We start from the raw sequence: 22,828 nt of genomic DNA, 5'->3' as shown, positions 1-22,828 counted from the left end.
CCAGACATGTAGACTTCTGGCTTCTTATTTTGCTAGAAATGATAATCGCCCGTTGTAAGCCCAACAACTGTATTTAAGAATGAAGATGTTCTTGGAACCATTCAACCATGTGGTTTAGACGTTCTAGACGAAGAGATGGGGGACCACTGCGACTTAACTCATGATTAGCTTCAGGGAACCATAAAAACGCAACAGGTTTTTGAAGATATTTTAACGTTGTAAAAAGTTGTTCACCTTGTTCTATTGGACAACGATAATCTTTTTCCCCGTGCATGATAAGTAAAGGCGTGTTTATATCTTGGGCATATTTAATCGGAGAATGATGCCATAGCTTTTCAGGATCGTCAAAAACATGTGCGCCAAGTTCCCATTCAGTAAAAAAGTAGCCAATATCACTTACACCATAGAAACTGGTCCAATTAGAAATAGATCTTTGGGTTACAGCAGCTTTAAAACGGTTCGTATGACCGATAATCCAGTTAGTCATAAATCCGCCGTAACTGCCTCCTGTAACACCTAGACGATCTTCATCAATAAAGTCATAGTGTTCGAGGACATGATCTACAGCGCTTATCAAATCATGGTAATCTTTCCCGCCGTAATCATGGCGGCAAGCGTTTACAAAAGTTTGACCATAACCGTGGCTTCCCCGGGGATTGGTATAAAGTACAACATATCCATTAGCTGCTAGTAGCTGAAACTCATGAAAAAATGTATTTGCATACATGGCATGCGGTCCGCCATGAATTTCAAGTATCATTGGATAACGCTGTCCTTCTTCAAAATTTGCAGGTCTCATTATCCAGCCATGTATTTCCCAGCCATCCTCGGCCTTTGCTACAATAGGCTCAGGTATGGAAAGATGAACCTCTTTTAAAAACGATGCGTTGACATCAGTTAATCGAACTTTGCCTTTTTCTTTACGCGTTATTTTGAATAAATCCCCAGGATTAGAGGGGTCGCTAATTCCAGCAACAAACAAGTCGAGGTCAGCATGGTAAGAACATCCGAATAAATGGTTCTCTTCTTCGTGTATTGACGTGATTTCCCCTTGCATATCCATTTGATAGAGGCCAGTATTCCCATGGTCACTTGCTGTGAAAAATATGTGCCTTTCATCACTCGACCACATTGGTCCTGGATTAGAGTTACTTGAACGAATATCTCCTACAGTGGCATCGCCAATTTGGACATCCCATTTCAACGTCATACACGTTCGTTCTTTTGATAAAGGATCTATAATCCACACTTGATTTAGAGTAGCACCTTTGTACTCTAATTCATGACCGAAACAGGCAATTTTTTTGCCATTTTTGGACCATTTTGCCATGGAAAAGACGCCTGTAGAATTAGTAAGTTTTACGATGTCTTTTGTTTCCGTGTCAATAATAAAAAGATCCAACGTATTGGAACGATCTTCGTCTTCATCTCGGTTAGCGCTGAATACAATTTGACGGCTGTCTGGTGACCAGTCAGCCGAGTGGTGGTCAAAATCACCATCTGTCAGTACTTCCATATGTTCTTTTTTTATATCATATAACACTAGCTGCGTTCGCTTTTCTTTATGAATTCCTTTTTCATCTGATTTGTATTTAAGTTTTTCAACTTTTACTGGTTTGTTTTGTTCGTTATTGTTATGTTCTTCGTCACTTTCTGAAGACAGCATTTCATTTGCTGCTAATGGTGTGGAGAAAAGTAAAAATCGTCCATCAGGCGACCAAATAGGTTCCGCAGCTCCGTTTTTTAATTCAGTAATTTGACGAGGTTCTCCTCCTGCTGTAGACATCATCCATAATTGGTTTCCACCTGAACGGTTTGAAACAAAAGCTAGTTCCGAACCATCGGGAGACCAACGGGGAGAGTGATCTCTCACTTTTCCAAAAGTCCACTGAACTGGCAGGTCATCGGCAAGGTTATGAACAAACAAATGTGAATAGTATTCCAAATCATCACCGACTATTGTTTGAACAAAAACATATTTTTCCCCATCTGCGGCAATTTGCGGTTCTTTGACAATATTAATTTTTTTAAGATCCTCAGCTGTAATTGGTCGTTTATTGACGGTCAAAAACAATTCCCCCTTTTAAGTAAAATTAGCACCCTTATTATTGCTCTATTTAATTATTCATACATGCTACCATAGCGAATAAAATAAAAATTAGTAGAAATATAGATGGTGAATATGTGAAATCAGTATAGTAAAAATAAGAAAAAAACTCAAACGGTTTCATTCCCTTGAAACTTTAAAGTCAGATAACCTAACAAAATCAATGATATAATAACTAGAATTACATATACTAATGTTGTAGGAAGTCTTTGCCGACTGTACATTTTCTTTGTTGGCATCTCTCTCTCCACTTGAAGCTGCCTGTAAACGAAATAAAGCAGGCAGCTCTTTTTTTAAAAGGTAAGAAATTATAAATATTTTGGGTTTTACATGTCTAGCTACAGCGCCCAGCCGCTCAGGCGCACACGATAGAGAGGAACTTTTGCTAAAACCGCGACGTCCTGTCGCAACGCAAAACTCAACACCTCCTGTGCAAGCCAGTTCAGCGTTGTCACAGGACGTACTTCCACACGATGTGGTGACTTCTACGTTGCAAACTCGTCGCCAAAAACACCACGTCCTGTGGCATTGGCGACATTAGCACATCCTATGCGTCGACGTGTGCGATCTTAGTAGAAGTTCATTAAAATGAGCTGAACGTCTTATGTTTTCCCTTTCGACTCCGGGCCGCAGGCGACCCTGCGCGAAAGCTCCAGAACCTGTCGCGGGCTCCCAGGATGGGAGTCAGTTCGGCGTTGTCACAGGACGTGACGCTCGTAGCCGAACTTCCTTCTTTTAAGGCGCTTGCGCTTTTCTTATGTAAACGTTCATTCTGTAGAAAGTATAAAGCGCTCTGTCTTTACCTTCAGGTATGCCAAATGACGAATCTTTTTTATAAGTTAAGAAAGTTTAACTTTGCTGAAGCTTTTATCCGTTTTGACATGGAAGCAAGCAAAGTTTTTTAATTTTTAACATACTCATATTCAATTTCGTTATATTTTCTGCTGTATTTTACATGTAAGTGATGATCTTTAAAATACCAATTATCTTTTTCGTCAATAAAAAACACGATACCATCATATTCAGCTAAAGCAGCTGCTTTTTGGTCAAAATTAGATTTAGAAACGCCTAATGAGAAACCTGGCTGAATAGAAGAGTATCCTCCATATCTTGCAAAAAATCGAATATAATCCCCGCTTTTGGCTTCCATTTCTTCTTGAAACCACTTTACTGCTGGTTGAGTTAGAGTAATTTTCATGGTTTACACTCCTAAATAAAAATTAAATAACTCCACTATAGTTAAAGTATATAGGAAACAACATAAAAGCACAAAAAATTAAATAATAGTTAAGCTTATGGAAACATTTTTAAGTAAAATTAAATATGATAAGATAATATATATATAATAAAGAAATAAAAGGAAATAGTGGAGGGGGTCCATTTGGGACAAAATACTACATATTTTTTATCCCTTAAAAAAAAATTTGAAAAAGAATTAGGAAGACCTTTAAAACCAAAAGAAAAAGAGTTGGTTGATGATATGGTCAGGAAACAATGGAAAGAAAATATGAAAAACAAGTGATAATTTTTTAAGAATTCAAAATGGACAAACAAATAAATTAACCTTCCGCATATAATGAGTAGAGAATGTGCAGTGGAAGGAGGCGGGTTGGTTGTGTCAGGTATATTGACTGCCGCCATTTATTTGATTAAAGAGCTTGCTCTTTTTGTCTCCTATGTAAAAAATAATGCTTTTCCGCAGCCTTTGTCTAAAGAAGAAGAAAAAAAACATCTTGAGCGAATGCAGCAAGGAGATCAAGTCTCAAGAAATTTATTAATTGAACATAATTTGAGATTAGTCGCACACATTGTTAAAAAATTTGAAAACACTCGTGAGGATACGGAAGATTTAATCTCTATAGGAACCATAGGGTTAATTAAAGGAATTGAGAGCTACTCTCCTGAAAAAGGAACCAAACTTGCAACATATGCTGCAAGGTGTGTCGAAAATGAGATACTTATGCATCTAAGAGCGTTAAAGAAAGTGAAGAAGGATATATCACTGTATGATCCGATTGGAAGTGATAAAGAAGGAAATGAAATCTCTTTGTTGGATGTTCTTCAAGAGGATGGTCCGGATATAGCTGACCTTATTCAACTGAAAATGGAGAAAAAGCAAGTTTATGGTTTTATGAATGTATTAGATGAACGCGAAAAAGAAGTTATTATATACCGATTTGGGCTAGAGAAAGAAAAAGAAAAAACACAGCGGGAAATAGCAAAAGAGCTAGGTATCTCACGAAGCTATGTTTCTAGAATTGAGAAAAGAGCACTCCTTAAATTATTTCAAGAGTTTTATAAACAGCAGAAACAAGGTTTAACCGATGGAAACCATCTTTCTTTTAGAAATTTTAATAATTAGATTAGAAAAACTTGGCTTTCCGCCAATTCTATATGGCGGAAGTAATAGATTTGCTTATGCTTTGATCCTTTAACAACGTTAACATTCCTAAAGTATAAAATGAAAAAGAAGCTTTTCCATCATTGAGGAAAAGCTTCTTCGTTAATACTTTCTACTTTTTTAACAATGGAAAGCAAAAAGCTCAATGTTTTATTAGTTTACAGCATCCTTAAGCTGTTTTCCTGGACGGAAGGCAGGATTTTTTGTTGCAGGAATTTTAATTTCTTCTCCAGTTTGCGGATTGCGTCCTTTGCGAGCTGCACGCTCACGAACTTCAAAGCTTCCAAAGCCGACAAGTTGAATTTTGTCACCTTTTTTCAAAGTGTCTGTAATGCTGTCGAATACAGCATCAACTGCTTTTGAAGCATCTTTTTTTGAAATGTCTGCTTGTTCTGCTACAGCGTTAATTAAATCTGTTTTGTTCATGAAAAAAACTCCCTTTCATTCCTAATAATATAGAGCCTGTACAATACAAATTTACTCATGAAATCCTTGATATGTCAAGTATTGACGGGGAATTTAGGCAAAATCGATGGTGATTTGGCATTATTTTATCCAAAAATGAAACATTTCAAACCCCTTGATATGAAAGTGTTTTACAAAATCCTCCATTTTGATGCCTTGAATCGACAACTAGAAGTAGGTTAAATCAATGAAATGAGCCTTCTCGATCAGCACTAATGACTGTGGAAATCAGGAAGAAGTGTGGTGCTTGTCTTTCTTTCCATTTAACTCATCTTGTATACTTGATTCCCATAATGAAACTCCCGAATGATAAGCAGCCCGTGATATTAAATGACCTCCCACAGGGGCAGTAATAAAGACAAATACGATACCAAGTAAAATACGAGCGCTAACGTAACCTTTTATTACTGTGAAAAAAAGGAATAAACCGAATAGGATACATAACACACTTAATGTTGCAGATTTTGTAGCAGCATGGGACCTAGTATAAATGTCAGGGAGGCGCACCAAGCCAATCGCACTAATCAAGCTTAATACTGAACCCAAAAATACGATAACGCCAACAATTAAGCCGCTAATCTCGTTTACGCTCAATGACAACACCCTTTTCTATAAATTTTGAGAATGCAACCGTACCAATAAATGCTAAAATACCAAGCAGAAGCATAACTTCGAAAAATGCTGTCGTTTCTAAAATAAGGGAGACAACGGCTACTAAGCTTATTAAATTAATACCTATCATATCCAGAGCAATAACACGATCAGGCATAGAAGGGCCTTTAGCGACCCGGTACAATGCTATTAATATCGAAACAGCGATAATAACAGCAGAAATATGCAGCAATATATTCATCATTACCGGCTCACCCCCTGAATTGCTTTTTCAAACGTATTTTTAATATCCCTTTTGGCTTTTTCTACATCGGGTAAGTGCATAGCGTGAATATATAAAGTTTTGTTGTCAGGAGAAACATTGACTACGAGTGTTCCTGGCGTTAAAGTAATAAGACATGACAACACGGTAACTTCCCATTCTTGCTTAAGCTCAATATCCATTGCAAAAATCCCAGGTTGTATATTTAATTTCGGCTGCATAATTTGTCCCATCACTTCAAAACTTGAAAGAATAAGTTCTTTTAAAAAGATGACTATCAATTTCAAGATCGCCATAACTCCAATAAAATAAAATCTGGACGGGAAGAAATTTCGTAATAAAAATAGTATACCTAATCCGATCACATAGCCGCTAACCAATCCTGACACTGTCCACGCATTATTCAAGAACATCCAGATAACCGCTATAATAAGGTTGATAATTAATTGAAATGACATTTTTCATTACTCCTTTAACACGGCATCAATATAAATTTCAGGCTGCAATAAAGTCTCTGCTGCTGTGGCAACCAAAGGATATAAAGCCTGAGCCCCTAATCCAAGAAAGACGGATACAGCCACTAGAATAGCACAAGGAAACAGTAAACCTTTTGTAGTACCATATTGGTCTGCTTCTTTTAATATAATCTTTCCATAAAATCCATTTAAAAATATACGGATCATCGAGTACATAACCAGTAAGCTTGTTAACATCATTACTGCTACAATCCAATACTGACCTGAATCAATCCCGCCTTGCACCAATAACAGCTTTCCAATAAATCCGCTCAACGGAGGTACACCTACTAGCGCCATCGTAGCTGTAAAAAACATCCAACCTAGTTTTGGATGGTGTTTAATTAACCCGCTCATTTCTTTGAGGTGACTTGTCCCTGCAACGACGACCATGGCACCTATCATTAGAAATAAGGCCCCTTTAATAACCATATCATGGATAAGATAATAAATCGCCCCCATGAACCCTGCTTCGGTTAGGGTAGCTACCCCAAATAAAACAAATCCAACCGCCACAATGACGTTGTAGACAAGAATTTTTTTAACATCTTGATGAGCAATGGCACCTATTACTCCACCGAGCATAGTTATAGCTGCTAATACGGCAAGGATTTGGTGTGTATAACCTGTGTCATGTATAAAAACAATGGAATATGTTCTAAAAATAGAGTATATCCCTACTTTTGTCAGCAGTGCACCAAATATTGCAGCGATTGCTGAAGGGGGTGCAGCATATGAAGCAGGAAGCCAAAAATATAAAGGGAACAAGGCCCCTTTTAAACCGAACACAATTAAAAATAATATGGCAATAACAGTGAGAATAGGTGCTCCTGTTTCAAGGCTCCCTATTCTTTCTGATAAATGAGCCATGTTTAAGGTGCCGGTAACTGCATAAAGATAAGCTACTCCAATAACAAATAGCGCCGATGAAATGATATTGACAAGTACATATTTAAATGATTCTCTTAGTTGTACTTTTGTACCACCATGTACAATCAGAATATAAGATGCAATCAGCATAACTTCAAAAAATACAAACAAGTTAAATATGTCGCCTGTTAAGAAGGCGCCGATTACACCAGTGATTAGAAATTGATAAAAGGGATAATAGTAAAACTTTTCCCTTTCGGCACCAATAGAGTAAAAAGAAAAAAGCAGCACTGCCAAGCTTACAATGGAGGTGGTAGTAACCAATAATACAGCCAGCATGTCTCCAACTAAAACAATGCCAAATGGAGGCTGCCAGCCGCCTAATTCAAGAGATTGTATACCGTTATTTAAAATATTTAATATAAGGAAAATATTGACGCCAATTAATAAAAATCCAGAGATAAGACTCAATATTTTTTGAAATGGTATTTTTTTTGGAATAAATAAAAGAATTACTCCCGTTAATAAAGGGATTAATATTGGCAAAATAACTAAATTAGTCATACGAATCAGTTCCTCTCAATTTTTTGGTGTCATCTGTTCCTGTTTCCTTATAAGCTCTGTAACCAAGAACAATAAAAAAAGATGTTACACCAAAGCTTATTACAATGGCCGTTAAAATCAATGCTTGAGGGAGCGGGTCCGTATAAGTTGAAGCTTTGAGGCCTAGAAGAGGAGGCGCCCCTGTTTTTAGACCGGCCATTGTTAAAAGGAGAACATGCGCTCCATGACTGATAATGGCTGTTCCGATAATAATGCGGATCATGTTTTTCGACAATACCATATATGTACCGGCCATAAACAAAATGCCGGCTAGAATTGACATTAAGATTTCCATTATTGATCCTCTCCTATTGTTTGAATAATAGTGAGGGTTACGCCAACTACTACAAGGTAGACACCAATATCAAATAATAGAGCGGTAGCAAGTTCAAGCTCCCCCAGCACTGGGAAAGTAAAATAGTCAAACGTTTGGGACAAAAAAGGAACACCGAATAAAAACGATCCTAAACCTGTCCCAATAGCTACAAGAAGGCCAGCTGCTGTGACGACTTTGAAGTCAAATGGAAGTATTCTTTTAACCATCTCCAAATCATAAGCCAGCATCAATAAAACGATCGCAGAGGCAGTCATCAACCCGCCTATAAAGCCGCCGCCTGGTTCATGGTGTCCATTAAAAAATATAAACACTGAAAAAGCGAGGATGATAAATAACACTACTTTTGTTGCTGTTTGTAAGATAACGTCGTTAGATTTCACAGCTCATTCCTCCCCGCTAATCGTAATTTAATCATCGTATAAATACCGAAAGCTGCTATGCCAAGTACTAAAATTTCAAGCAGCGTATCAAACCCTCGAAAATCTACAAGAATGACATTAACCATATTCTTCCCGCCTGCTTCATCATAACTTGCTTCCGGAAAAAAGCCGGAAATCGATTCAAACAACCGGCTGCTATTGGCCGTTATACCGATTAGTGTGACTGTCACCCCTACAGCTATTGAGATGATCAGGTTTCCTAGACGAAATCGAACTTTTTCCAATTCTTTTGAAATATGAGGCAGATGATAAAAACAAAGCAAGAACAATGCTACTGATACTGTTTCGATGATCAGCTGAGTTAAAGCAAGGTCCGGCGCACGGAAAATAACGAAAAACAGCGCAATTGTATATCCTAAAACCCCTAAACCGATAATTGCTTTTAAACGGGATTTCGTAAACATAACAACAAAAGCTGTACTTACAAGCACGATGGCTAATATTACTTCATATAAGCTGATTGGAGCTAAATCTGCTTCTATTGAAAATGCGTTTTTGTTAAACAAAACGAAAATGAGCGCGGCAGCAAAGAATGAAAAAATGTACAGTAAGTAGTCTCGTATAAAACCGGTCATATAAGAACCTGTTAAACGGCTGGACATTCTTTCCACACCGACAATTGTTTGATCGTAAACATGATTTAATGTAAGAGTATCAGGAAAAACTTGGTACATTGCTACCCATTTTCTTAAGCTTAAATAAAGGAGTGTACCAATGCCTATTACCCCCATAGTCATGAACAATTCAATGGTCCAGCCGTGCCAGAAATATATGTCTACATAGAACTGCTCTCCTTCTCCTAATAGGGACGGAAGGATAGACGCCATTGCAGGTTCAATGACGGAATAGGATAAAATGTTTGGAAAAAAGCCGAAAACAATCACCAAAGAAATTAACACAATGGGGGATAACAACATCCCAAAAGGTGCTTCATGTGGCTTGACATCAAGTTTTTCCGGCTGCATCTTGCCAGTGAATGTTTTGAAAACGAGCATCATACTATAAATAAATGTAAATATGCTTGCTATCCAGGCAACAACTGGAAATACAATGCCTATATTATCAATGTTGAATAAATGAAAAGACGTAATATCTACCATAGCTGTGAAAAACATTTCTTTACTCAAAAAGCCATTAAACGGAGGGAGTCCGGCCATGGAAAAGCTTCCGATTACTGCAATAGTAAATGTAATCGGCATGACTGTCATAAGCCCGCCTAAGCGTCGTATGTCTCTTGTCCCAGTTTCATGATCGACAATACCAACCATCATAAAAAGACTGCCTTTAAAAGTGGCGTGGTTAATTAAATGAAAAAGAGCTGCAGTCGTCGCTCCGACATACAAGTTATCTTCCATACTGTCGAAATGAATAGCTGCTGCACCAACCCCTAACATAGACAGAATCATTCCTAGCTGACTAACAGTAGAAAAAGCGAGAATTCCTTTTAAATCGGTTTGTCTGACAGCAGAAAAGGAGCCCCAAAACAGGGTCGTCAACCCAAATCCTGCTACCAGCCACAGCCATTCTCCACTAATTGCAAAAACTGGACTTAGACGTGCAACTAAATAAATCCCTGCTTTTACCATCGTAGCGGAGTGCAAATAAGCACTAACAGGTGTAGGTGCTTCCATTGCATCGGGAAGCCATATATGAAAAGGAAACTGGGCCGATTTAGTGAATGCTCCTAACAATATTACAAGCATTGCTGGAATAAATAAGTTATGAGAGGTGATATCGTCAGCAGAAGCAATGATTTCCTGAATACTGAACGTACCTGTCATACTATACAACATAACAAATCCAACAAGCATAGCAAAACCGCCCATTACCGTTATGAGCATAGATTTTAAAGCGCCATACCGTGATTTTTCTCTTTCATACCAATAAGAGATAAGTAAAAAGGACGATAAGCTTGTGATTTCCCAAAAGGTGTAAAGAACAATCAAATTGTCTGATAGTACAACTCCTAACATCGCCCCCATAAACATTAATAAAAAAGTATAGAAGTTGTACAATGCTTCTTTTTCTTTAGAAAGGTAATAGATGGAATATAAAACAACGAGCATTCCAATTCCCGTAATTAAAAGAGCAAATAACAGTCCCAGGCCGTCAACGTGAGCAGAAAAATGGATACCTAGTGACGGAACCCAATCTAGAACGGCAGTAACTGTTTGCTTGTTTGCCGTGATCGGTAAATATTGAAGAAAATAAAGGAATAACAGTGTAGGTACTGCTAACACAAACCAACCAGTATGTATATAAGAGAATTTTTTATAAAGAAATGGAACGAATACAGCCGCAATGAATGGAGCAATAATTGCAAAATGTAATGCAGTTAACATATAGAACCTCCTTGTCGTATTCTCGCACAAATTCTTTTCACATTATAACTCATATTAAAAGGGTATGCATCTTTAAAAACCTGATTTTTCAGGCAATACAAAGATATTATATATAGGAAGAAAAACGAATTTAGAAAATTTGTTGAATAAATATTTTGTCGAAAACCAACACTAAGCATCAAAAACGAAAAAGGAAGCGTAGGTTATGACAATAAGAAATACATTCATTTTTTTATTTATTTTCATTTTGTTTATAGCAGGAGGTGCTCTTGCTAATGATTATGTTGAACAAAAACGGCTTGAAAAATTCTATTCAAGACCTGATCTTCTTCCATTATCTAATGATGAAGAAATTGAAAGAGACGTGTTTGAACCGAGAGAATACGTGAAAATAAAAAGCCTTTCCGGTTAAAAGTCGGAAAGGCTTGTTTTCATAATACAGGAAAACAAGTGATATTAAAGGTTTGTATCTATAATAAGTGGAAACGTCAGTTAACCTAAAAGGATGAACGATCTATTGTGAAATAGATATTTGGTGCTTTATTTGTTCTAATAAGGAACGTCTTTTCATTTCTTCCTCTATTAGAGAAATAAAATCTTTATTTAAATCTAAACCAATGGCTTTTTCATAAGCTTCAATTAACAACTCATCCGATAGTTGTCTCATAAAAAGACTGAGCACCTCCTTAACCAATTTGCTGCTTCCGAACATAACGTTAACTTTGTATTTCGTTTCCAAATCTCTTATTCCATAAACAAACATTTCCAATTGAATGTAAATTCAGTTTATCATTTCAAAGGAGAGAGAACAACCGTTCGTTTGTCCACAATCGATGGTGGATAAACTGTTTATAAGATTCAAGCTTTAATCTTTATAGGCAGTCGCTTAAGGGTTTCGAATGTTGAGAAAGTTATCCACAGGTTTTGAGAAGGAAGAAAATGTCGAAAAGTTTTAGTTATATTCCATTCACTTGTATAAAAAAGAGAATCTTCCATCATTTGAAAAAATATGATTTTAACGATATACTTTCAGTTTAGCAGTATCTGTACGGAATAAAGAAATAAAGGGTGTCGATTGTGCTGAAGTATTTTATGCCGAATGAATATATACCTTCTGTTTTTGACTTAAACCTTGAAGATCTCCATAAACGGAAAATAAAAGGAATTATTACTGATTTAGATAATACTTTAGTTGAATGGGATCGACCAGAAGCGACTCCCGAACTGCTCGACTGGATGTACTTTGTGAAGCAGCAAGGATTTCAAGTAACTATCGTATCTAATAATAATAAGGCAAGAGTGAGCACTTTTTCAGAACCAACTGGTATTAAATTTATCCATTCTGCCAAAAAACCTATGGGTAAGGCATTTAGAAAAGCCTGTAAACAAATGGGATTAAAAAAGAGCGAAGTGGTCGTTATAGGAGACCAAGTGATGACGGATGTATTTGGAGGCAATCGCGCAGGATTTTATACTATTCTCGTTGTACCTGTAGCTGAATCTGATGGTGCTTTTACTAAAATAAATCGAAAAGTAGAAAGAAGAGTGCTGAAAAGATTAAAAGAAAAAGGGCTTATACAATGGGAGGAATCAAATTGAACGAAGAAGATACGCTAATATGTGCAGGCTGTGGAGCAGATATTCAAACAGAAGACCCTGCAAAGACCGGTTATGTACCATTATCTGCACTTGAACGAAACACCATTATATGTCAACGTTGTTTTCGGTTAAAACATTACAATGAAGTGGAAGATGTTCCTCTTGAAAATAAGGACTTTACAAACAAGTTGCATGAACTGGGGAAAAGAGATGCCCTTATTGTGAAAATTGTGGATGTGTTTGATTTTGAAGGCAGTTGGATTCCAGGTTTTCAACGTTATATCGGAAAAAATGATGTATTGCTGCTCGTTAACAAAACGGATTTACTTCCAAAATCGATAAATAAAAACAAGTTAAAAGATTGGATCAAAAGAACGGCGAAAGAACATGGCCTAAGAGCAAAAGAGGCTCTATTTATTAGTGCAGAAAAAAACAGCGGTATAAAAGAAGCAGCTTCGCTGATGGATGAATTGCGTAACGGCAAAGATGTTTATATAACAGGCTCTACAAATGTTGGAAAATCAACCTTTATAAATAGCTTGATTAAAGAATTTGGCGGAGATGATGAACAATTAATCACCACTTCCTATTTTCCAGGAACGACTTTAGATATGATCGATTTACCATTAGATGATGGAAGCAGACTATATGATACACCAGGAATCATAAACAATAAACAGATGGCTCATTATGTAACGAATAAAGAATTGAAGCAATTAATGCCTGCAAAAGAAATAAAACCGCGGATTTATCAATTAAATGAAAAACAGACTTTATTTATTGCAGGTTTAGCAAGAATAGATTTTTCACAAGGAAGCCCAAATTCATTTGTCGCTTATTTTGCAAATGATCTGCTTATTCACCGGACAAAACAGGAAAAAGCGGAGCAAATTTATAGAGAGCATGCCGGTGAATTTTTAAATCCTCCTGGAAAAGAATCATTAAAGGATATGCCTGCGTTTGTAAAACACTCATTTACTGTAAAAAAAGGGAAAACAGATATAGTTATATCAGGATTAGGCTGGATTACTGTCACAGAACCTAAAGCAGAAATAGAAGTATATGCTCCTAAAGGAGTTGGAGTATCGTTAAGAGAGGCGGTTATTTAATGGGGAACGAGTTAAAAGCAGAAAAACTTTTTGGATTGTTAGGACACCCTGTTGGACATTCTATGTCCCCGGTAATGCACAACGATCAATTTGAAAAACAGGGGCTTCCTTATTTTTATCATGCATTTGATGTTGCACGCGGAGATCTCAAGAAAGCGGTAGAGGGTATGAGAGCTCTTGGTATCTCAGGTTTTAATGTAACAGTGCCTCATAAAGTAGAAGTAATGACCTATTTAGATGAAATTGATGAAGAAGCCCGAATCATAGGAGCAGTTAATACTGTTGTCAATGAAAACGGCAAATGGATAGGATATAATACGGATGGTAAAGGCTACGTTCAGTCCCTTCTTGCTAAAACAGGCAAAGCATTACATGATTATAATATACTCGTTATTGGGGCAGGAGGAGCTAGCAGAGCAGTTGTAACTTCTCTTTACAAGTATGGAGTAAAAAGTTTAGCTATAACCAATAGAACCAATTCAAAAGCAGAAAATATACGCAAAAATCTAGGTGAGGAAATCGAAATTCTAGATAAAGAAAAAGCAGAAAGTAAAACGGGAGAGTATGACCTAATTATCAACACAACTTCAATGGGAATGTCTCCACATGTAGCCACCATTCCTTGGAAAACAGATGCTTTAAAGCAGGGATGTTTATGCAGTGACTTAATATACAATCCATTAAAAACAACATGGTTAAAAGAAGCGGAAGGACAAGGTGCTGATACGTTGAACGGAGTTGGCATGTTTGTTGGTCAAGGAGCTGTTGCATTTGAATTATGGACTGGTATTTGGCCCGATATAGAACGTATGTCTGAGGTTGTATATGAACAGCTTGGGAGGAAATAAAATGTTAACTGGAAAACAGAAACGTTATTTACGAAGCAAAGCACACTCATTGAAACCGGTTTTTCAAGTAGGAAAAGCAGGAGTAAATGAAAATTTAATTAAACAAACAGAGGACGTATTAGAGGCTAGAGAGTTAATTAAAATAAATATCCTTCAAAATTGCGCAGAAGACAAAGATTCTATAGCCAATGAACTTTCTGGCGGTGCTGACGCTGAAGTGGTGCAAATTATTGGGAACACTATAGTTTTATATAAAGAATCTGTGGAAAATAAAAAAATAGAATTGCCATAATAGAAGGAGTAGTAAAATGAAGACTAAAATAGGCCTCTTAGGCGGCACATTTGATCCTCCTCATACTGCTCATCTCATTATTGCTCAAGAAGCTCTTACCGCATTGCGGCTGGATGAAGTGTGGTTTATACCAGTACACACTCCGCCGCATAAAACAAGAGAAAAAATGGCTGATCCTTATGAAAGGTTTGATATGACGAATAAAGCAATTAAAGGCAATAAATGCTTTCAAGCTTCGGCCATTGAATTAGAAAGAAAAGGACCTTCATATACAGTCGAAACGGTAAAAACTTTAAAAGAAATGACAGAAGATACGGAGTTTTATTTTATTATCGGCGGTGATATGGCAGAACAACTAGAAAATTGGAAGAGAATCGAAGAACTAAAGAGGATGGTCACCTTTGTAGTTGCACAACGCCCTGGTTATGAGACTCCGCAAAATGAAAATGCTAGTATAATGCATATAAAAGTACCTCAAATGGAAATTTCTTCAACGTTAATTAGAGAAAGACGTTACCAAGGTAAAAGCATTCGCTATTATGTACCAGAGGAAGTTTGGGAATATATTGAGGAGAGAAATCTCTATGGATAAAAAAAAAGCATTAGATAAGGTAAAACCACATTTAACAGAACATCGTTATATTCATACATTAGGTGTAACAGAAAAAGCAGTAGAGCTTGCTGATAAAACCGGTATTGAGAGGGGACAAGCGGAGTTTGCTGCGATCTTCCACGACTATGCAAAATTTCGTTCTAAAGAGGAAATGAGAAGTATCATACGCAAACAAAAATGGGATGAGAATTTTATTAACTATGGCGACGAATTATTGCATGCTCCTGCAGGCGCTTACTTAGTAAATAAAGAAATTGGAATCGAAGATGAAGAGATATTATCCGCTATTTTTTGGCATACTACAGGGAAAGCAAAGATGAATACACTCGAAAAAATTCTTTTTTTGGCAGATTATATAGAACCTAATCGAATTTTTCCTGGAGTAGATGAAGTAAGAGAAGCTGCGGAAAAAAACATTGATCATGCTATTGTTATGGCTCTTCGCAATACGATAGTATTTCTTATGAAAAAAAACCAGCGTGTATTTCCTCAAACTCTTTATGCTTATAATGACATGGTTGAACAAATAAAAAATCAGTCCAATTTAGGAGGATGATGAAAATAATGCAAGGAGAAGCTTTATTAGAGCTTGCAGCAAGAGCTGCAGATGAAAAAAAAGCGGAGCACATAGCAGCTCTTGACATGAGGGGTATTTCACTTATTGCTGATTATTTCTTAATAGCTCATGGGAATTCTTATAAACAAGTACAGGCCATTGCCCGGGAAATAAAAAAGAAAGCTCAAGAAGAGGAACAGGAAGTAAAACGGCTAGAAGGTTTTGATGAAGCAAAATGGATTTTGATAGACTTAGGTGATGTTATTGTTCATATTTTCCATAAGGATGAACGGCATTACTATAATCTTGAAAAATTATGGGGCGATGCCTCTCACGTCGAACTGGATACAGTTTTGTCGTAATATGAAAGCTTACAGCAGTTTTGCAAGTGTTTATGATTGCTTAATGGAAGAAACACCTTATGAAAAATGGGAACATTGGCTCCAGACAGTATTAGATAAAGAAACATCATCTTCACCAGCAATATTGGATGTTGGCTGCGGTACCGGCACAATATTGAACAGATTGTTAAAAAAAGGCTATTTAGCATCCGGCACTGACCTTTCTGAAGAAATGCTCGCGGCAGCAAAATATAAATTAAATAGTAAAGGATTTCATCCAATGCTGTTTTGTCAAGATATGAGAAACTTAAATATACCAGAGAGCTTTGATGTTATTTTAGTTCTTTGTGATTCGTTAAATTACCTCACGAAAGAAACGGACGTCCAATCGGCTTTTCAATCTTTTTATCGTCATTTAAATAATAATGGCCTTCTTATTTTTGATGTTCACTCTTTATACTATATAGAAAAAGTACTACAAGGTGTATCGTTTGCCGATGCTTCTGAAGATGTATCTTTTATATGGAATACTTTTCCTACCGATAAAATTGGAGAAGTGGAGCATGAACTTACTTTTTTTATCGAGCGGAATGATTCGTTATATGAACGGTATGATGAATTTCACCTGCAGCGAACATTTTCTATTAAAAAATATGAGTATTTATTAAGAAACGCGCAATTTGAAATAATAGGAATACATCCAGACTTTTCGTTTGATCTACCTCAAGACAATAGCGACAGAATTTTTTTTATAGCAAAAAAGGTTTTACAATAACGAGATAAAAGAGTAAAATGAAAAAGACGGTGATTCCGTCTTTTATAAAAGTTATGAAATTATAAACATTTGGCGTTTTTGATGTCTAGCTTCGGCGCCCAGCCGCTCAGGCGCACACTCGTCGCCAAAAACGCCACGTCCTGTGGCATTGGCGACAATAGCACATCCTATGCGTCGACGTGTGCGATCTTAGCAGAAGTTCATTAAAATGAGCTAAACGTCTTATGTCTTCCCTTTCGACTCCGGGCCGCAGGCGACCCTGCGCGAAAACTCCAGACCTGTCGCGGCTGATCAGGGCGTTTGCGCTTTTCTTAACTAAGGTTTATTTTAGATTTTTAAATGTTTTCTGCATCTCTTGTTTATCTTCTCTAAATTTTTGATGTGTTCGTTGAAATACTTCCTCGAACATTCCTTCGCTGTACTTATCCAAAACTTTTAACCCTTCCCCTGTAATCCCGCCTGGAACGTTTACTTTTTCTCTTAGGCTTCTGAGATCGTAATGCCCTTGCTGCAGCAAGTATCCATAAGATATCATCATCTTTTCTGCGAGCTTTTCTGCGTCGTCTAGAGTAATCTCTGTTTCAGCAACAGCAGAATAAATAAATCGTTCGATTAAGAAGCTGATAAATGCAGGCCCGCAGCTTACAATGTCACTTGAAACCCGTAAAATGTCATCAGAGATTGAAATTGGCTGAGAAAATGTACTTAACCACTCTTGAAAAGAATTTTTCTCAGCTGTCGTCCAATTTTCTCCAAAAGTTAACAATAACGGTCCTTTACCCGTTTTATTTACTATGCTTGGTACAGTTCTCACAACTCTTCTAGCCGGAAGATATTCAAGGTCTTCAAGCAGAACGGGGCTTGTAATAGTAGCTAAGATGTGGTCATACGTTAAATGTTTTTTTAAATCACTAAGGACGTCTTTGTACTGAGCTGGTCTTACACATACGAAAACAATATCTGTGTGTTGTAATAATTCTGGTAAATCGTTTGCTATATTTAGATCAGGAAAGCTTTTTTCAAAATGAAGGCTTTTTTCTAACGATCGGTTAAAAATAAACAAATTTTTTTCTGATATACCTCCACGTTCAATCATTACCTCTGTCAGCATCCCGCCCATATTTCCGATACCAACTATTCCTATGTTTTTCAAATTTGGCTCCCTCCCTGGGTTCTCCGTTCAAAAAATGATCTCCCCATTCACTTTATGCAAAAATCCAATAAATCATGTCAATTTAACAAATCATGAAAGGAGAAAGAATCATGAGTTGGAAAAATCCAGCACTTATTTTTACAGGTTTTATTGTTTTATCATCATTAATGTTTATCATTTATATCTCTGTGCCAAAACAAGAAACAGGGATAGAGAACAGCAGTGCAGAGAATGAGGATTTTTTTCAAGAGTTTGCAGAAGACGTGGAGACTGATCCTAAAGAAGCCAATCAAAAAAGCACTCTAGATGAAATAATTGTTCTCGTTGATGTAAAAGGGCAGGTTCATCACCCAGGCGTTTATGAATTGAGAGAAAATAGCCGTGTGATTGATGCTATTGATGCTGCCGGAGGGTTAACGGAAGAAGGTGATTCGACTAATGTTAATTTTGCAGAACGTATATATGACGAAATGGTTATATACGTGCCGGTGCAAGGTGAAGCAAGCACAACAAATATACAGTCTGCGGAAAAAAATGATATGGTTCGAATAAACTATGCTGATGCTAGTGAATTAGAGTACCTGCCAGGAATTGGCCCGGCCAAAGCAGAAGCGATTATTTCTTACCGGGAAGAATATGGAGAATTTAAGGAGATAGAAGATTTAACGAAAGTATCTGGAATAGGAGACAAATCAGTGGAACAATTAATGGAAGTAGCAACTATTGAATAAAATAAATTAACATATAAAATAGTTTTAAATATATGAATTTTTTGATAATGTAAAGAGGAGAGTGTAAATGAAGGAGGAGAGAAAGATGTCAGAAAATCAATGGAAATTAGAAACATTAGCCGTTCACGGCGGCCAAGAGATAGATCCTGCAACACAAGCTAGAGCTGTTCCGATTTATCAAACAACTTCTTATGGTTTTAAAGATACAGATCACGCTGCGAATTTGTTTTCATTGTCCGAATTTGGAAATATTTACACAAGAATTATGAACCCTACGCAAGATGTGTTTGAAAAACGAATGGCTGATCTAGATGGAGGGGTCGGTGCTTTAGCAACGGCTAGCGGAAGCTCTGCTATTCATCTTGCAATATTAAACATTTGTGAAACAGGTGATGAAATTATAGCTTCAAGCGGTTTATACGGAGGCACCTACAATTTGTTTGTACATACGTTTCCTAAATTAGGAATAAAGGTGCACTTAGTGGATGGGAGAAATCCAGAAGCTTTTAAGGAAAAAATAAATAATAAAACAAAACTTATATTTGGAGAAATGATAGGAAACCCAAATGGCGATGTTTTCGATATTGAAGAAATCGCAAACATAGCTCATACAAATGATCTCCCACTTATGGTTGACGCTACCTTGGTTACCCCTGCATTGTGCCGGCCTATTGAATATGGAGCAGATATTGTTGTACACTCAGCTACTAAATTTATCGGCGGCCATGGTACTTCCATTGGCGGAGTAATCGTAGATGCCGGTAAATTTAATTGGAATAACGGAAAGTTCCATTCGCTTACAGAACCTGATCCTAGTTACCATGGAGTTGTTTATACCGAAGCTGTCGGTGAACTTGCTTATATTATCAAAGCAAGAGTTCAGTTATTAAGAGATCTGGGGCCAGCGATCGCTCCGATGAATTCATTTTTGTTACTTCAAGGATTAGAAACTCTTCATCTTCGTATGGAAAGGCATTGTGAAAATGCTGTAAAGGTAGCTGAGTATTTAGAAAGTCATCCACTTGTAGATTGGGTCAACTATCCGGGACTTCCATCACATCGAACATATAACAAAGCACAAAAGTATCTTCCTCATGGAAAAGGAGCTATATTGACGTTTGGTATTAAAGGCGGTACAAAAGAAGGGAAAGCCTTTATTAATTCATGCCGTTTACATTCTCATGTAGCAAACGTTGGAGACGCAAAGTCTTTAGTGATACATCCTGCAAGCACAACTCATCAGCAGTTAACAGAAGAGGCTCAAGCGTCGGCAGGAGTTTATCCTGAATTAATCCGGCTTTCTGTTGGTATTGAACATGCAGATGATATAATTGCTGACATTGAGCAGGCTCTTCAAAACAGTCAAAAATAATGAGCAACAATCATTCAAATGACGGGATGAAAATTTTTGTCTTCTCCCGTCCTCTTTTGTAATGAATCTAGTTGGAAGTGATGCCTTGGTAAAAAATAAAATAATGATTTTAGCAGGCCCACTTGCTGCAGCAAGCCTCTCCTTAACCGAATTCTCAGCAGGAGCTTTTGTTTTTACGGTTTTTGTATTGATATTATACATAAGACTGTTAAGCATGAAATGGATAACAATGTTAGCGATGTTAAGTATATTTATTTTTCTAAGGACGGAAAGCGTTGTTTTTTCAAATGTCTCTACGCTGACAGGTGATGAAATAGTTTTAAATGGAATGGTAACAGAAGGGCCGCATCGCAACGGAAATCGAGCTCAATTTCAATTGAAAGTAAATAATAAAGAGAAACTTCTTGTCCGTGTAACCCTTCAGCAGCATGCAGAAGTTCGTTTGCTTCGTACAATTTCTCCTGGAATAAACTGCTCAGTAAAAGGAAAACTTGTCTCTCCCACCTCCTCTGTTAATTTTCAAGCTTTTGACTATTCTAAGTATCTAAAAACCAAGCGAATTCACTGGTTATTTGAAACAACTATATCCGATATAACATGTGGAAAACCTGTTTTCAATCCTATTTATTTAATGAAAAAGTGGCGTCATGCTGGGATTCAATGGATCAATGATTATTTTCCTTCGGATTTAAAAGGAATTGCAGGGGCCTTAATTTTTGGGGATCGTCATATGTTAGACCCCAACATAGAACAAGCATATCAGAAGCTTGGCCTTATTCATTTGCTCGCAGTGTCAGGTTTACACGTCGGTTTGATTTCAGGTGTTTTGTATTATGGATTGCTTCGGATGGGCGTATCTAAACAAATGACAGAATTTCTTTTACTTTTTTTCCTCCCTGTTTATATGATTGCAGCAGGCGCTTCTCCTTCTGTAATAAGAGCAGCATCTATGGTAGTGCTCTTTATTCTATTAAAAAAAATCAACCAGCAGGGTAAAGCACTCGATTTGCTTGTTTATTTAGTATTAGGTTATATTTTTTTGAATCCGTACTATTTATTACATATTGGATTTCAGTTATCTTTTGTAGTAAGTGGAGCTCTGCTTCTATCCGCATCTATTATTAAAAAAACAAGTACTTTTTTTATGAGCTTGATTGTAACTTTTGTGGCACAAATGGCTGCATTACCAGTAATATTATTTCATTTTCATGAATTTTCTTTATTGAGTTTTGTGTTAAACTTCTTTTTTATCCCCTTCATTTCGTTTTTTGTTTTACCTTCTAATTTCCTTATTTTTGCAAGCTCTATTTTTTTCCCAACGTACACCTCTTTTATATCTTTTCCTTTAGAATTTACAGTCCATTTGGCTCACCAATTACTATTAGCAGTGAATTCTTGGAATGGATTACAAATTATTTTTGGGAAACCTTCAATCTTTATATTGAGCTGCCTTTCTCTTTCTTTATTCTGGATGTTTTATAAGCTAGATACGTTAGGGTTTCATAAGAAAGTATTATGGCAGGTTTCGGTAGTTATTATCGTATTATGCATGCAATGCTTTTACCCATACGTTAATAAAAATGGATATGTGACCATTTTGGATGTTGGACAAGGTGATAGCATTTTAATTGAACTGCCTTATAGAAAAGGTGTTTATTTAATTGATGCAGGCGGTGTGCTTCAATTTCCTAAAAATGATTGGGAAAAAAGTAATAAACCATTTGATCCTGGAGAAAGTATAGTTGTTCCTTATTTAAAGTCGAAAGGTATTAGTACTATCGATAAAATGATTATAACTCACGGGCACGTCGATCATTATGGAGGAGCTTTTACAGCAGCTGAAGAATTAAAAATACGACAGATTTTGTATGGAAAAGGCAATGATTTTAAACAAGAGGAATTAGACTTTTTAACATTTATGCAACATAAGCGAATTCCTATAAATTTTGTGAAAAACGGAAACTATTGGAAAGAGGGAAAAGCTCAGTTTCAAGTGCTGTTGCCCGAAGGAAATGAAGAGACAGGAAATGAACGTTCCATCGTATTAAGGGCGGTTATTGGAGGAGTTAATTGGTTGTTTACGGGTGATTTAGAAGAGAATGGAGAGCAGGTATTGTTAAAAAAATATCCACGCCTTCAAGCAGATATACTTAAAATTGGACATCACGGCAGTAATACGTCGACAACTGAACCTTTTATTAACCAATTACAAAGCAAAATGGCATTTATTTCTGCTGGCAGGTGTAATCAATTTGGTCATCCTCATAAAGAAACACTGGAAACATTGGGTAAATTTGGAATAGAAACGTTTCGTACGGATACACAAGGTGCTATCCGAGTGACTTTACAAAACGACCGCCTTCTAGAGATAGAACAAGCACTCAGCCATCCATTAGAAGTATCGTGTGAATAAATTGAAAAGGGGCTGGGACATAACTAGCCCGAAATAGTAAAAAAGATTCCGATTATCGTTTTTTGATAATCG

26 protein-coding genes are annotated in these 22,828 nt (G+C 36.8%); 14 read left to right on the top strand and 12 right to left on the bottom strand.

The genetic code is table 11. The annotated features are described in order from the left end of the window. Positions 1-73: 73 nt before the first annotated feature. Both FZF09_RS15410 and FZF09_RS15405 read right to left on the bottom strand, forming a co-directional pair. Entirely contained in the window at positions 74-2,068 is a 1,995-nt protein-coding gene (locus FZF09_RS15410; RefSeq protein ID WP_158737504.1) for a S9 family peptidase, read from the bottom strand. Between the two features lie 940 nt (positions 2,069-3,008). Next, positions 3,009-3,305, bottom strand: a complete 297-nt coding sequence (locus FZF09_RS15405; RefSeq protein ID WP_158737503.1) for a HesB/YadR/YfhF family protein — start codon at positions 3,303-3,305, stop codon at positions 3,009-3,011. Positions 3,306-3,488: 183 nt separating this feature from the next. On the opposite strand from FZF09_RS15405, the gene FZF09_RS15400 reads away from it, so the two are divergent. Together FZF09_RS15400 and sigK are read left to right on the top strand one after the other, a co-directional pair. Then, positions 3,489-3,629: a hypothetical protein gene (locus FZF09_RS15400; RefSeq protein WP_158737502.1), complete on the top strand. Its 141-nt coding sequence runs from the start codon at positions 3,489-3,491 to the stop codon at positions 3,627-3,629. Positions 3,630-3,722: 93 nt separating this feature from the next. Beyond that, positions 3,723-4,469 (top strand): RNA polymerase sporulation sigma factor SigK, encoded by a 747-nt coding sequence (gene sigK / locus FZF09_RS15395; RefSeq protein ID WP_158737501.1) that lies wholly within the window; start codon positions 3,723-3,725, stop codon positions 4,467-4,469. A gap of 192 nt (positions 4,470-4,661) precedes the next feature. Here sigK and FZF09_RS15390 read toward each other — a convergent pair whose 3' ends face one another. The 8 genes from FZF09_RS15390 to FZF09_RS15355 all read right to left on the bottom strand — a co-directional run bounded on the left by FZF09_RS15390 (position 4,662) and on the right by FZF09_RS15355 (position 10,954). Then, positions 4,662-4,934: an HU family DNA-binding protein gene (locus FZF09_RS15390; RefSeq protein WP_091587116.1), complete on the bottom strand. Its 273-nt coding sequence runs from the start codon at positions 4,932-4,934 to the stop codon at positions 4,662-4,664. Positions 4,935-5,201: 267 nt separating this feature from the next. Further along, complete coding sequence (gene mnhG, locus FZF09_RS15385; RefSeq protein ID WP_158737500.1) at positions 5,202-5,567, bottom strand: monovalent cation/H(+) antiporter subunit G; 366 nt, start codon at positions 5,565-5,567, stop codon at positions 5,202-5,204. Then, positions 5,548-5,829 carry a Na(+)/H(+) antiporter subunit F1 gene (locus FZF09_RS15380; RefSeq protein ID WP_158737499.1) on the bottom strand — a complete coding sequence of 94 codons (282 nt, stop codon included), beginning with the start codon at positions 5,827-5,829 and terminating at the stop codon, positions 5,548-5,550. Before FZF09_RS15380 ends, mnhG begins: the two co-directional genes overlap by 20 nt. Then, positions 5,829-6,305 carry a Na+/H+ antiporter subunit E gene (locus FZF09_RS15375; protein WP_158737498.1) on the bottom strand — a complete coding sequence of 159 codons (477 nt, stop codon included), beginning with the start codon at positions 6,303-6,305 and terminating at the stop codon, positions 5,829-5,831. The genes FZF09_RS15380 and FZF09_RS15375 overlap by 1 nt, the downstream gene beginning before the upstream one ends. A gap of 6 nt (positions 6,306-6,311) precedes the next feature. After that, positions 6,312-7,796 (bottom strand): Na+/H+ antiporter subunit D, encoded by a 1,485-nt coding sequence (locus FZF09_RS15370; protein ID WP_158737497.1) that lies wholly within the window; start codon positions 7,794-7,796, stop codon positions 6,312-6,314. Beyond that, the gene (locus FZF09_RS15365; RefSeq protein WP_158737496.1) at positions 7,789-8,130 is read right to left on the bottom strand and encodes a Na(+)/H(+) antiporter subunit C; all 342 of its coding nucleotides are present in this window, start codon (positions 8,128-8,130) and stop codon (positions 7,789-7,791) included. The genes FZF09_RS15370 and FZF09_RS15365 overlap by 8 nt, the downstream gene beginning before the upstream one ends. Beyond that, positions 8,130-8,552, bottom strand: coding sequence for a Na(+)/H(+) antiporter subunit B (locus tag FZF09_RS15360; protein ID WP_158737495.1), 423 nt, complete (start codon positions 8,550-8,552; stop codon positions 8,130-8,132). The genes FZF09_RS15365 and FZF09_RS15360 overlap by 1 nt, the downstream gene beginning before the upstream one ends. Beyond that, positions 8,549-10,954: a Na+/H+ antiporter subunit A gene (locus FZF09_RS15355; protein WP_158737494.1), complete on the bottom strand. Its 2,406-nt coding sequence runs from the start codon at positions 10,952-10,954 to the stop codon at positions 8,549-8,551. The genes FZF09_RS15360 and FZF09_RS15355 overlap by 4 nt, the downstream gene beginning before the upstream one ends. A 205-nt stretch (positions 10,955-11,159) precedes the next feature. On the opposite strand from FZF09_RS15355, the gene FZF09_RS15350 reads away from it, so the two are divergent. Further along, entirely contained in the window at positions 11,160-11,366 is a 207-nt protein-coding gene (locus tag FZF09_RS15350) for a hypothetical protein (protein WP_091587124.1), read from the top strand. Positions 11,367-11,468: 102 nt separating this feature from the next. On the opposite strand, the gene FZF09_RS15345 is transcribed toward FZF09_RS15350, so the two are convergent. Beyond that, complete coding sequence (locus FZF09_RS15345) at positions 11,469-11,621, bottom strand: sporulation histidine kinase inhibitor Sda (RefSeq protein WP_158737493.1); 153 nt, start codon at positions 11,619-11,621, stop codon at positions 11,469-11,471. Positions 11,622-12,034: 413 nt separating this feature from the next. Between FZF09_RS15345 and FZF09_RS15340 the strand changes: the two genes are divergently transcribed. From FZF09_RS15340 to FZF09_RS15305, 8 genes are read left to right on the top strand one after another with little or no spacing between them, the layout of a single operon-like run. Then, positions 12,035-12,553: a YqeG family HAD IIIA-type phosphatase gene (locus FZF09_RS15340; RefSeq protein ID WP_158737619.1), complete on the top strand. Its 519-nt coding sequence runs from the start codon at positions 12,035-12,037 to the stop codon at positions 12,551-12,553. Next, a complete protein-coding gene (gene yqeH, locus FZF09_RS15335) occupies positions 12,535-13,662 on the top strand; it encodes a ribosome biogenesis GTPase YqeH (protein ID WP_158737492.1) in 1,128 nt (375 codons plus the stop codon). Before FZF09_RS15340 ends, yqeH begins: the two co-directional genes overlap by 19 nt. Continuing rightward, on the top strand, positions 13,662-14,510 hold the full coding sequence (aroE, locus tag FZF09_RS15330) for a shikimate dehydrogenase (RefSeq protein ID WP_158737491.1): 849 nt from the start codon (positions 13,662-13,664) through the stop codon (positions 14,508-14,510). Before yqeH ends, aroE begins: the two co-directional genes overlap by 1 nt. A gap of 1 nt (position 14,511) precedes the next feature. Beyond that, positions 14,512-14,802, top strand: coding sequence for a ribosome assembly RNA-binding protein YhbY (gene yhbY / locus FZF09_RS15325; RefSeq protein ID WP_091587128.1), 291 nt, complete (start codon positions 14,512-14,514; stop codon positions 14,800-14,802). 16 nt (positions 14,803-14,818) lie between these two features. Further along, the gene (locus FZF09_RS15320; protein ID WP_158737490.1) at positions 14,819-15,394 is read left to right on the top strand and encodes a nicotinate-nucleotide adenylyltransferase; all 576 of its coding nucleotides are present in this window, start codon (positions 14,819-14,821) and stop codon (positions 15,392-15,394) included. Beyond that, complete coding sequence (gene yqeK, locus FZF09_RS15315; protein ID WP_158737489.1) at positions 15,387-15,971, top strand: bis(5'-nucleosyl)-tetraphosphatase (symmetrical) YqeK; 585 nt, start codon at positions 15,387-15,389, stop codon at positions 15,969-15,971. The genes FZF09_RS15320 and yqeK overlap by 8 nt, the downstream gene beginning before the upstream one ends. Before the next feature lie 8 nt (positions 15,972-15,979). Further along, positions 15,980-16,333, top strand: coding sequence for a ribosome silencing factor (rsfS, locus tag FZF09_RS15310; RefSeq protein ID WP_091587218.1), 354 nt, complete (start codon positions 15,980-15,982; stop codon positions 16,331-16,333). 1 nt (position 16,334) lies between these two features. Beyond that, positions 16,335-17,087: a class I SAM-dependent DNA methyltransferase gene (locus FZF09_RS15305; protein WP_158737488.1), complete on the top strand. Its 753-nt coding sequence runs from the start codon at positions 16,335-16,337 to the stop codon at positions 17,085-17,087. 322 nt (positions 17,088-17,409) lie between these two features. Here FZF09_RS15305 and comER read toward each other — a convergent pair whose 3' ends face one another. Next, positions 17,410-18,240, bottom strand: coding sequence for a late competence protein ComER (gene comER / locus FZF09_RS15300; protein ID WP_158737487.1), 831 nt, complete (start codon positions 18,238-18,240; stop codon positions 17,410-17,412). Positions 18,241-18,350: 110 nt separating this feature from the next. Between comER and FZF09_RS15295 the strand changes: the two genes are divergently transcribed. From FZF09_RS15295 to FZF09_RS15285, 3 genes are all read left to right on the top strand, one after another. Then, complete coding sequence (locus tag FZF09_RS15295; RefSeq protein WP_158737486.1) at positions 18,351-18,971, top strand: helix-hairpin-helix domain-containing protein; 621 nt, start codon at positions 18,351-18,353, stop codon at positions 18,969-18,971. Between the two features lie 67 nt (positions 18,972-19,038). Further along, a complete protein-coding gene (locus FZF09_RS15290) occupies positions 19,039-20,343 on the top strand; it encodes a homocysteine synthase (protein ID WP_158737485.1) in 1,305 nt (434 codons plus the stop codon). 85 nt (positions 20,344-20,428) lie between these two features. Next, on the top strand, positions 20,429-22,756 hold the full coding sequence (locus tag FZF09_RS15285; protein WP_158737484.1) for a DNA internalization-related competence protein ComEC/Rec2: 2,328 nt from the start codon (positions 20,429-20,431) through the stop codon (positions 22,754-22,756). Positions 22,757-22,828: the final 72 nt, after the last annotated feature.

Origin of the sequence: Alteribacillus sp. YIM 98480, assembly GCF_009765375.1 — a bacterium.
In the GTDB taxonomy this organism is placed as follows: Bacteria; Bacillota; Bacilli; order Bacillales; family Marinococcaceae; genus Alteribacillus.
This window is presented reverse-complemented; position numbering and strand designations above follow the sequence as displayed.

Bases quoted from the DNA above. Each gene is read 5' to 3' on its own strand.
- FZF09_RS15405 (WP_158737503.1), bottom strand. From the start codon at position 3,305: ATGAAAATTACTCTAACTCAACCAGCAGTAAAGTGGTTTCAAGAAGAA.
- FZF09_RS15390 (WP_091587116.1), bottom strand. From the start codon at position 4,934: ATGAACAAAACAGATTTAATTAACGCTGTAGCAGAACAAGCAGACATT.
- FZF09_RS15380 (WP_158737499.1), bottom strand. From the start codon at position 5,829: ATGATGAATATATTGCTGCATATTTCTGCTGTTATTATCGCTGTTTCG.
- FZF09_RS15375 (WP_158737498.1), bottom strand. From the start codon at position 6,305: ATGTCATTTCAATTAATTATCAACCTTATTATAGCGGTTATCTGGATG.
- FZF09_RS15370 (WP_158737497.1), bottom strand. From the start codon at position 7,796: ATGACTAATTTAGTTATTTTGCCAATATTAATCCCTTTATTAACGGGA.
- FZF09_RS15365 (WP_158737496.1), bottom strand. From the start codon at position 8,130: ATGGAAATCTTAATGTCAATTCTAGCCGGCATTTTGTTTATGGCCGGT.
- FZF09_RS15355 (WP_158737494.1), bottom strand. From the start codon at position 10,954: ATGTTAACTGCATTACATTTTGCAATTATTGCTCCATTCATTGCGGCT.
- FZF09_RS15350 (WP_091587124.1), top strand. From the start codon at position 11,160: ATGACAATAAGAAATACATTCATTTTTTTATTTATTTTCATTTTGTTT.
- FZF09_RS15345 (WP_158737493.1), bottom strand. From the start codon at position 11,621: ATGAGACAACTATCGGATGAGTTGTTAATTGAAGCTTATGAAAAAGCC.
- yqeH (WP_158737492.1), top strand. From the start codon at position 12,535: ATGGGAGGAATCAAATTGAACGAAGAAGATACGCTAATATGTGCAGGC.
- aroE (WP_158737491.1), top strand. From the start codon at position 13,662: ATGGGGAACGAGTTAAAAGCAGAAAAACTTTTTGGATTGTTAGGACAC.
- yhbY (WP_091587128.1), top strand. From the start codon at position 14,512: ATGTTAACTGGAAAACAGAAACGTTATTTACGAAGCAAAGCACACTCA.
- FZF09_RS15320 (WP_158737490.1), top strand. From the start codon at position 14,819: ATGAAGACTAAAATAGGCCTCTTAGGCGGCACATTTGATCCTCCTCAT.
- yqeK (WP_158737489.1), top strand. From the start codon at position 15,387: ATGGATAAAAAAAAAGCATTAGATAAGGTAAAACCACATTTAACAGAA.
- rsfS (WP_091587218.1), top strand. From the start codon at position 15,980: ATGCAAGGAGAAGCTTTATTAGAGCTTGCAGCAAGAGCTGCAGATGAA.
- FZF09_RS15305 (WP_158737488.1), top strand. From the start codon at position 16,335: ATGAAAGCTTACAGCAGTTTTGCAAGTGTTTATGATTGCTTAATGGAA.
- FZF09_RS15295 (WP_158737486.1), top strand. From the start codon at position 18,351: ATGAGTTGGAAAAATCCAGCACTTATTTTTACAGGTTTTATTGTTTTA.
- FZF09_RS15290 (WP_158737485.1), top strand. From the start codon at position 19,039: ATGAAGGAGGAGAGAAAGATGTCAGAAAATCAATGGAAATTAGAAACA.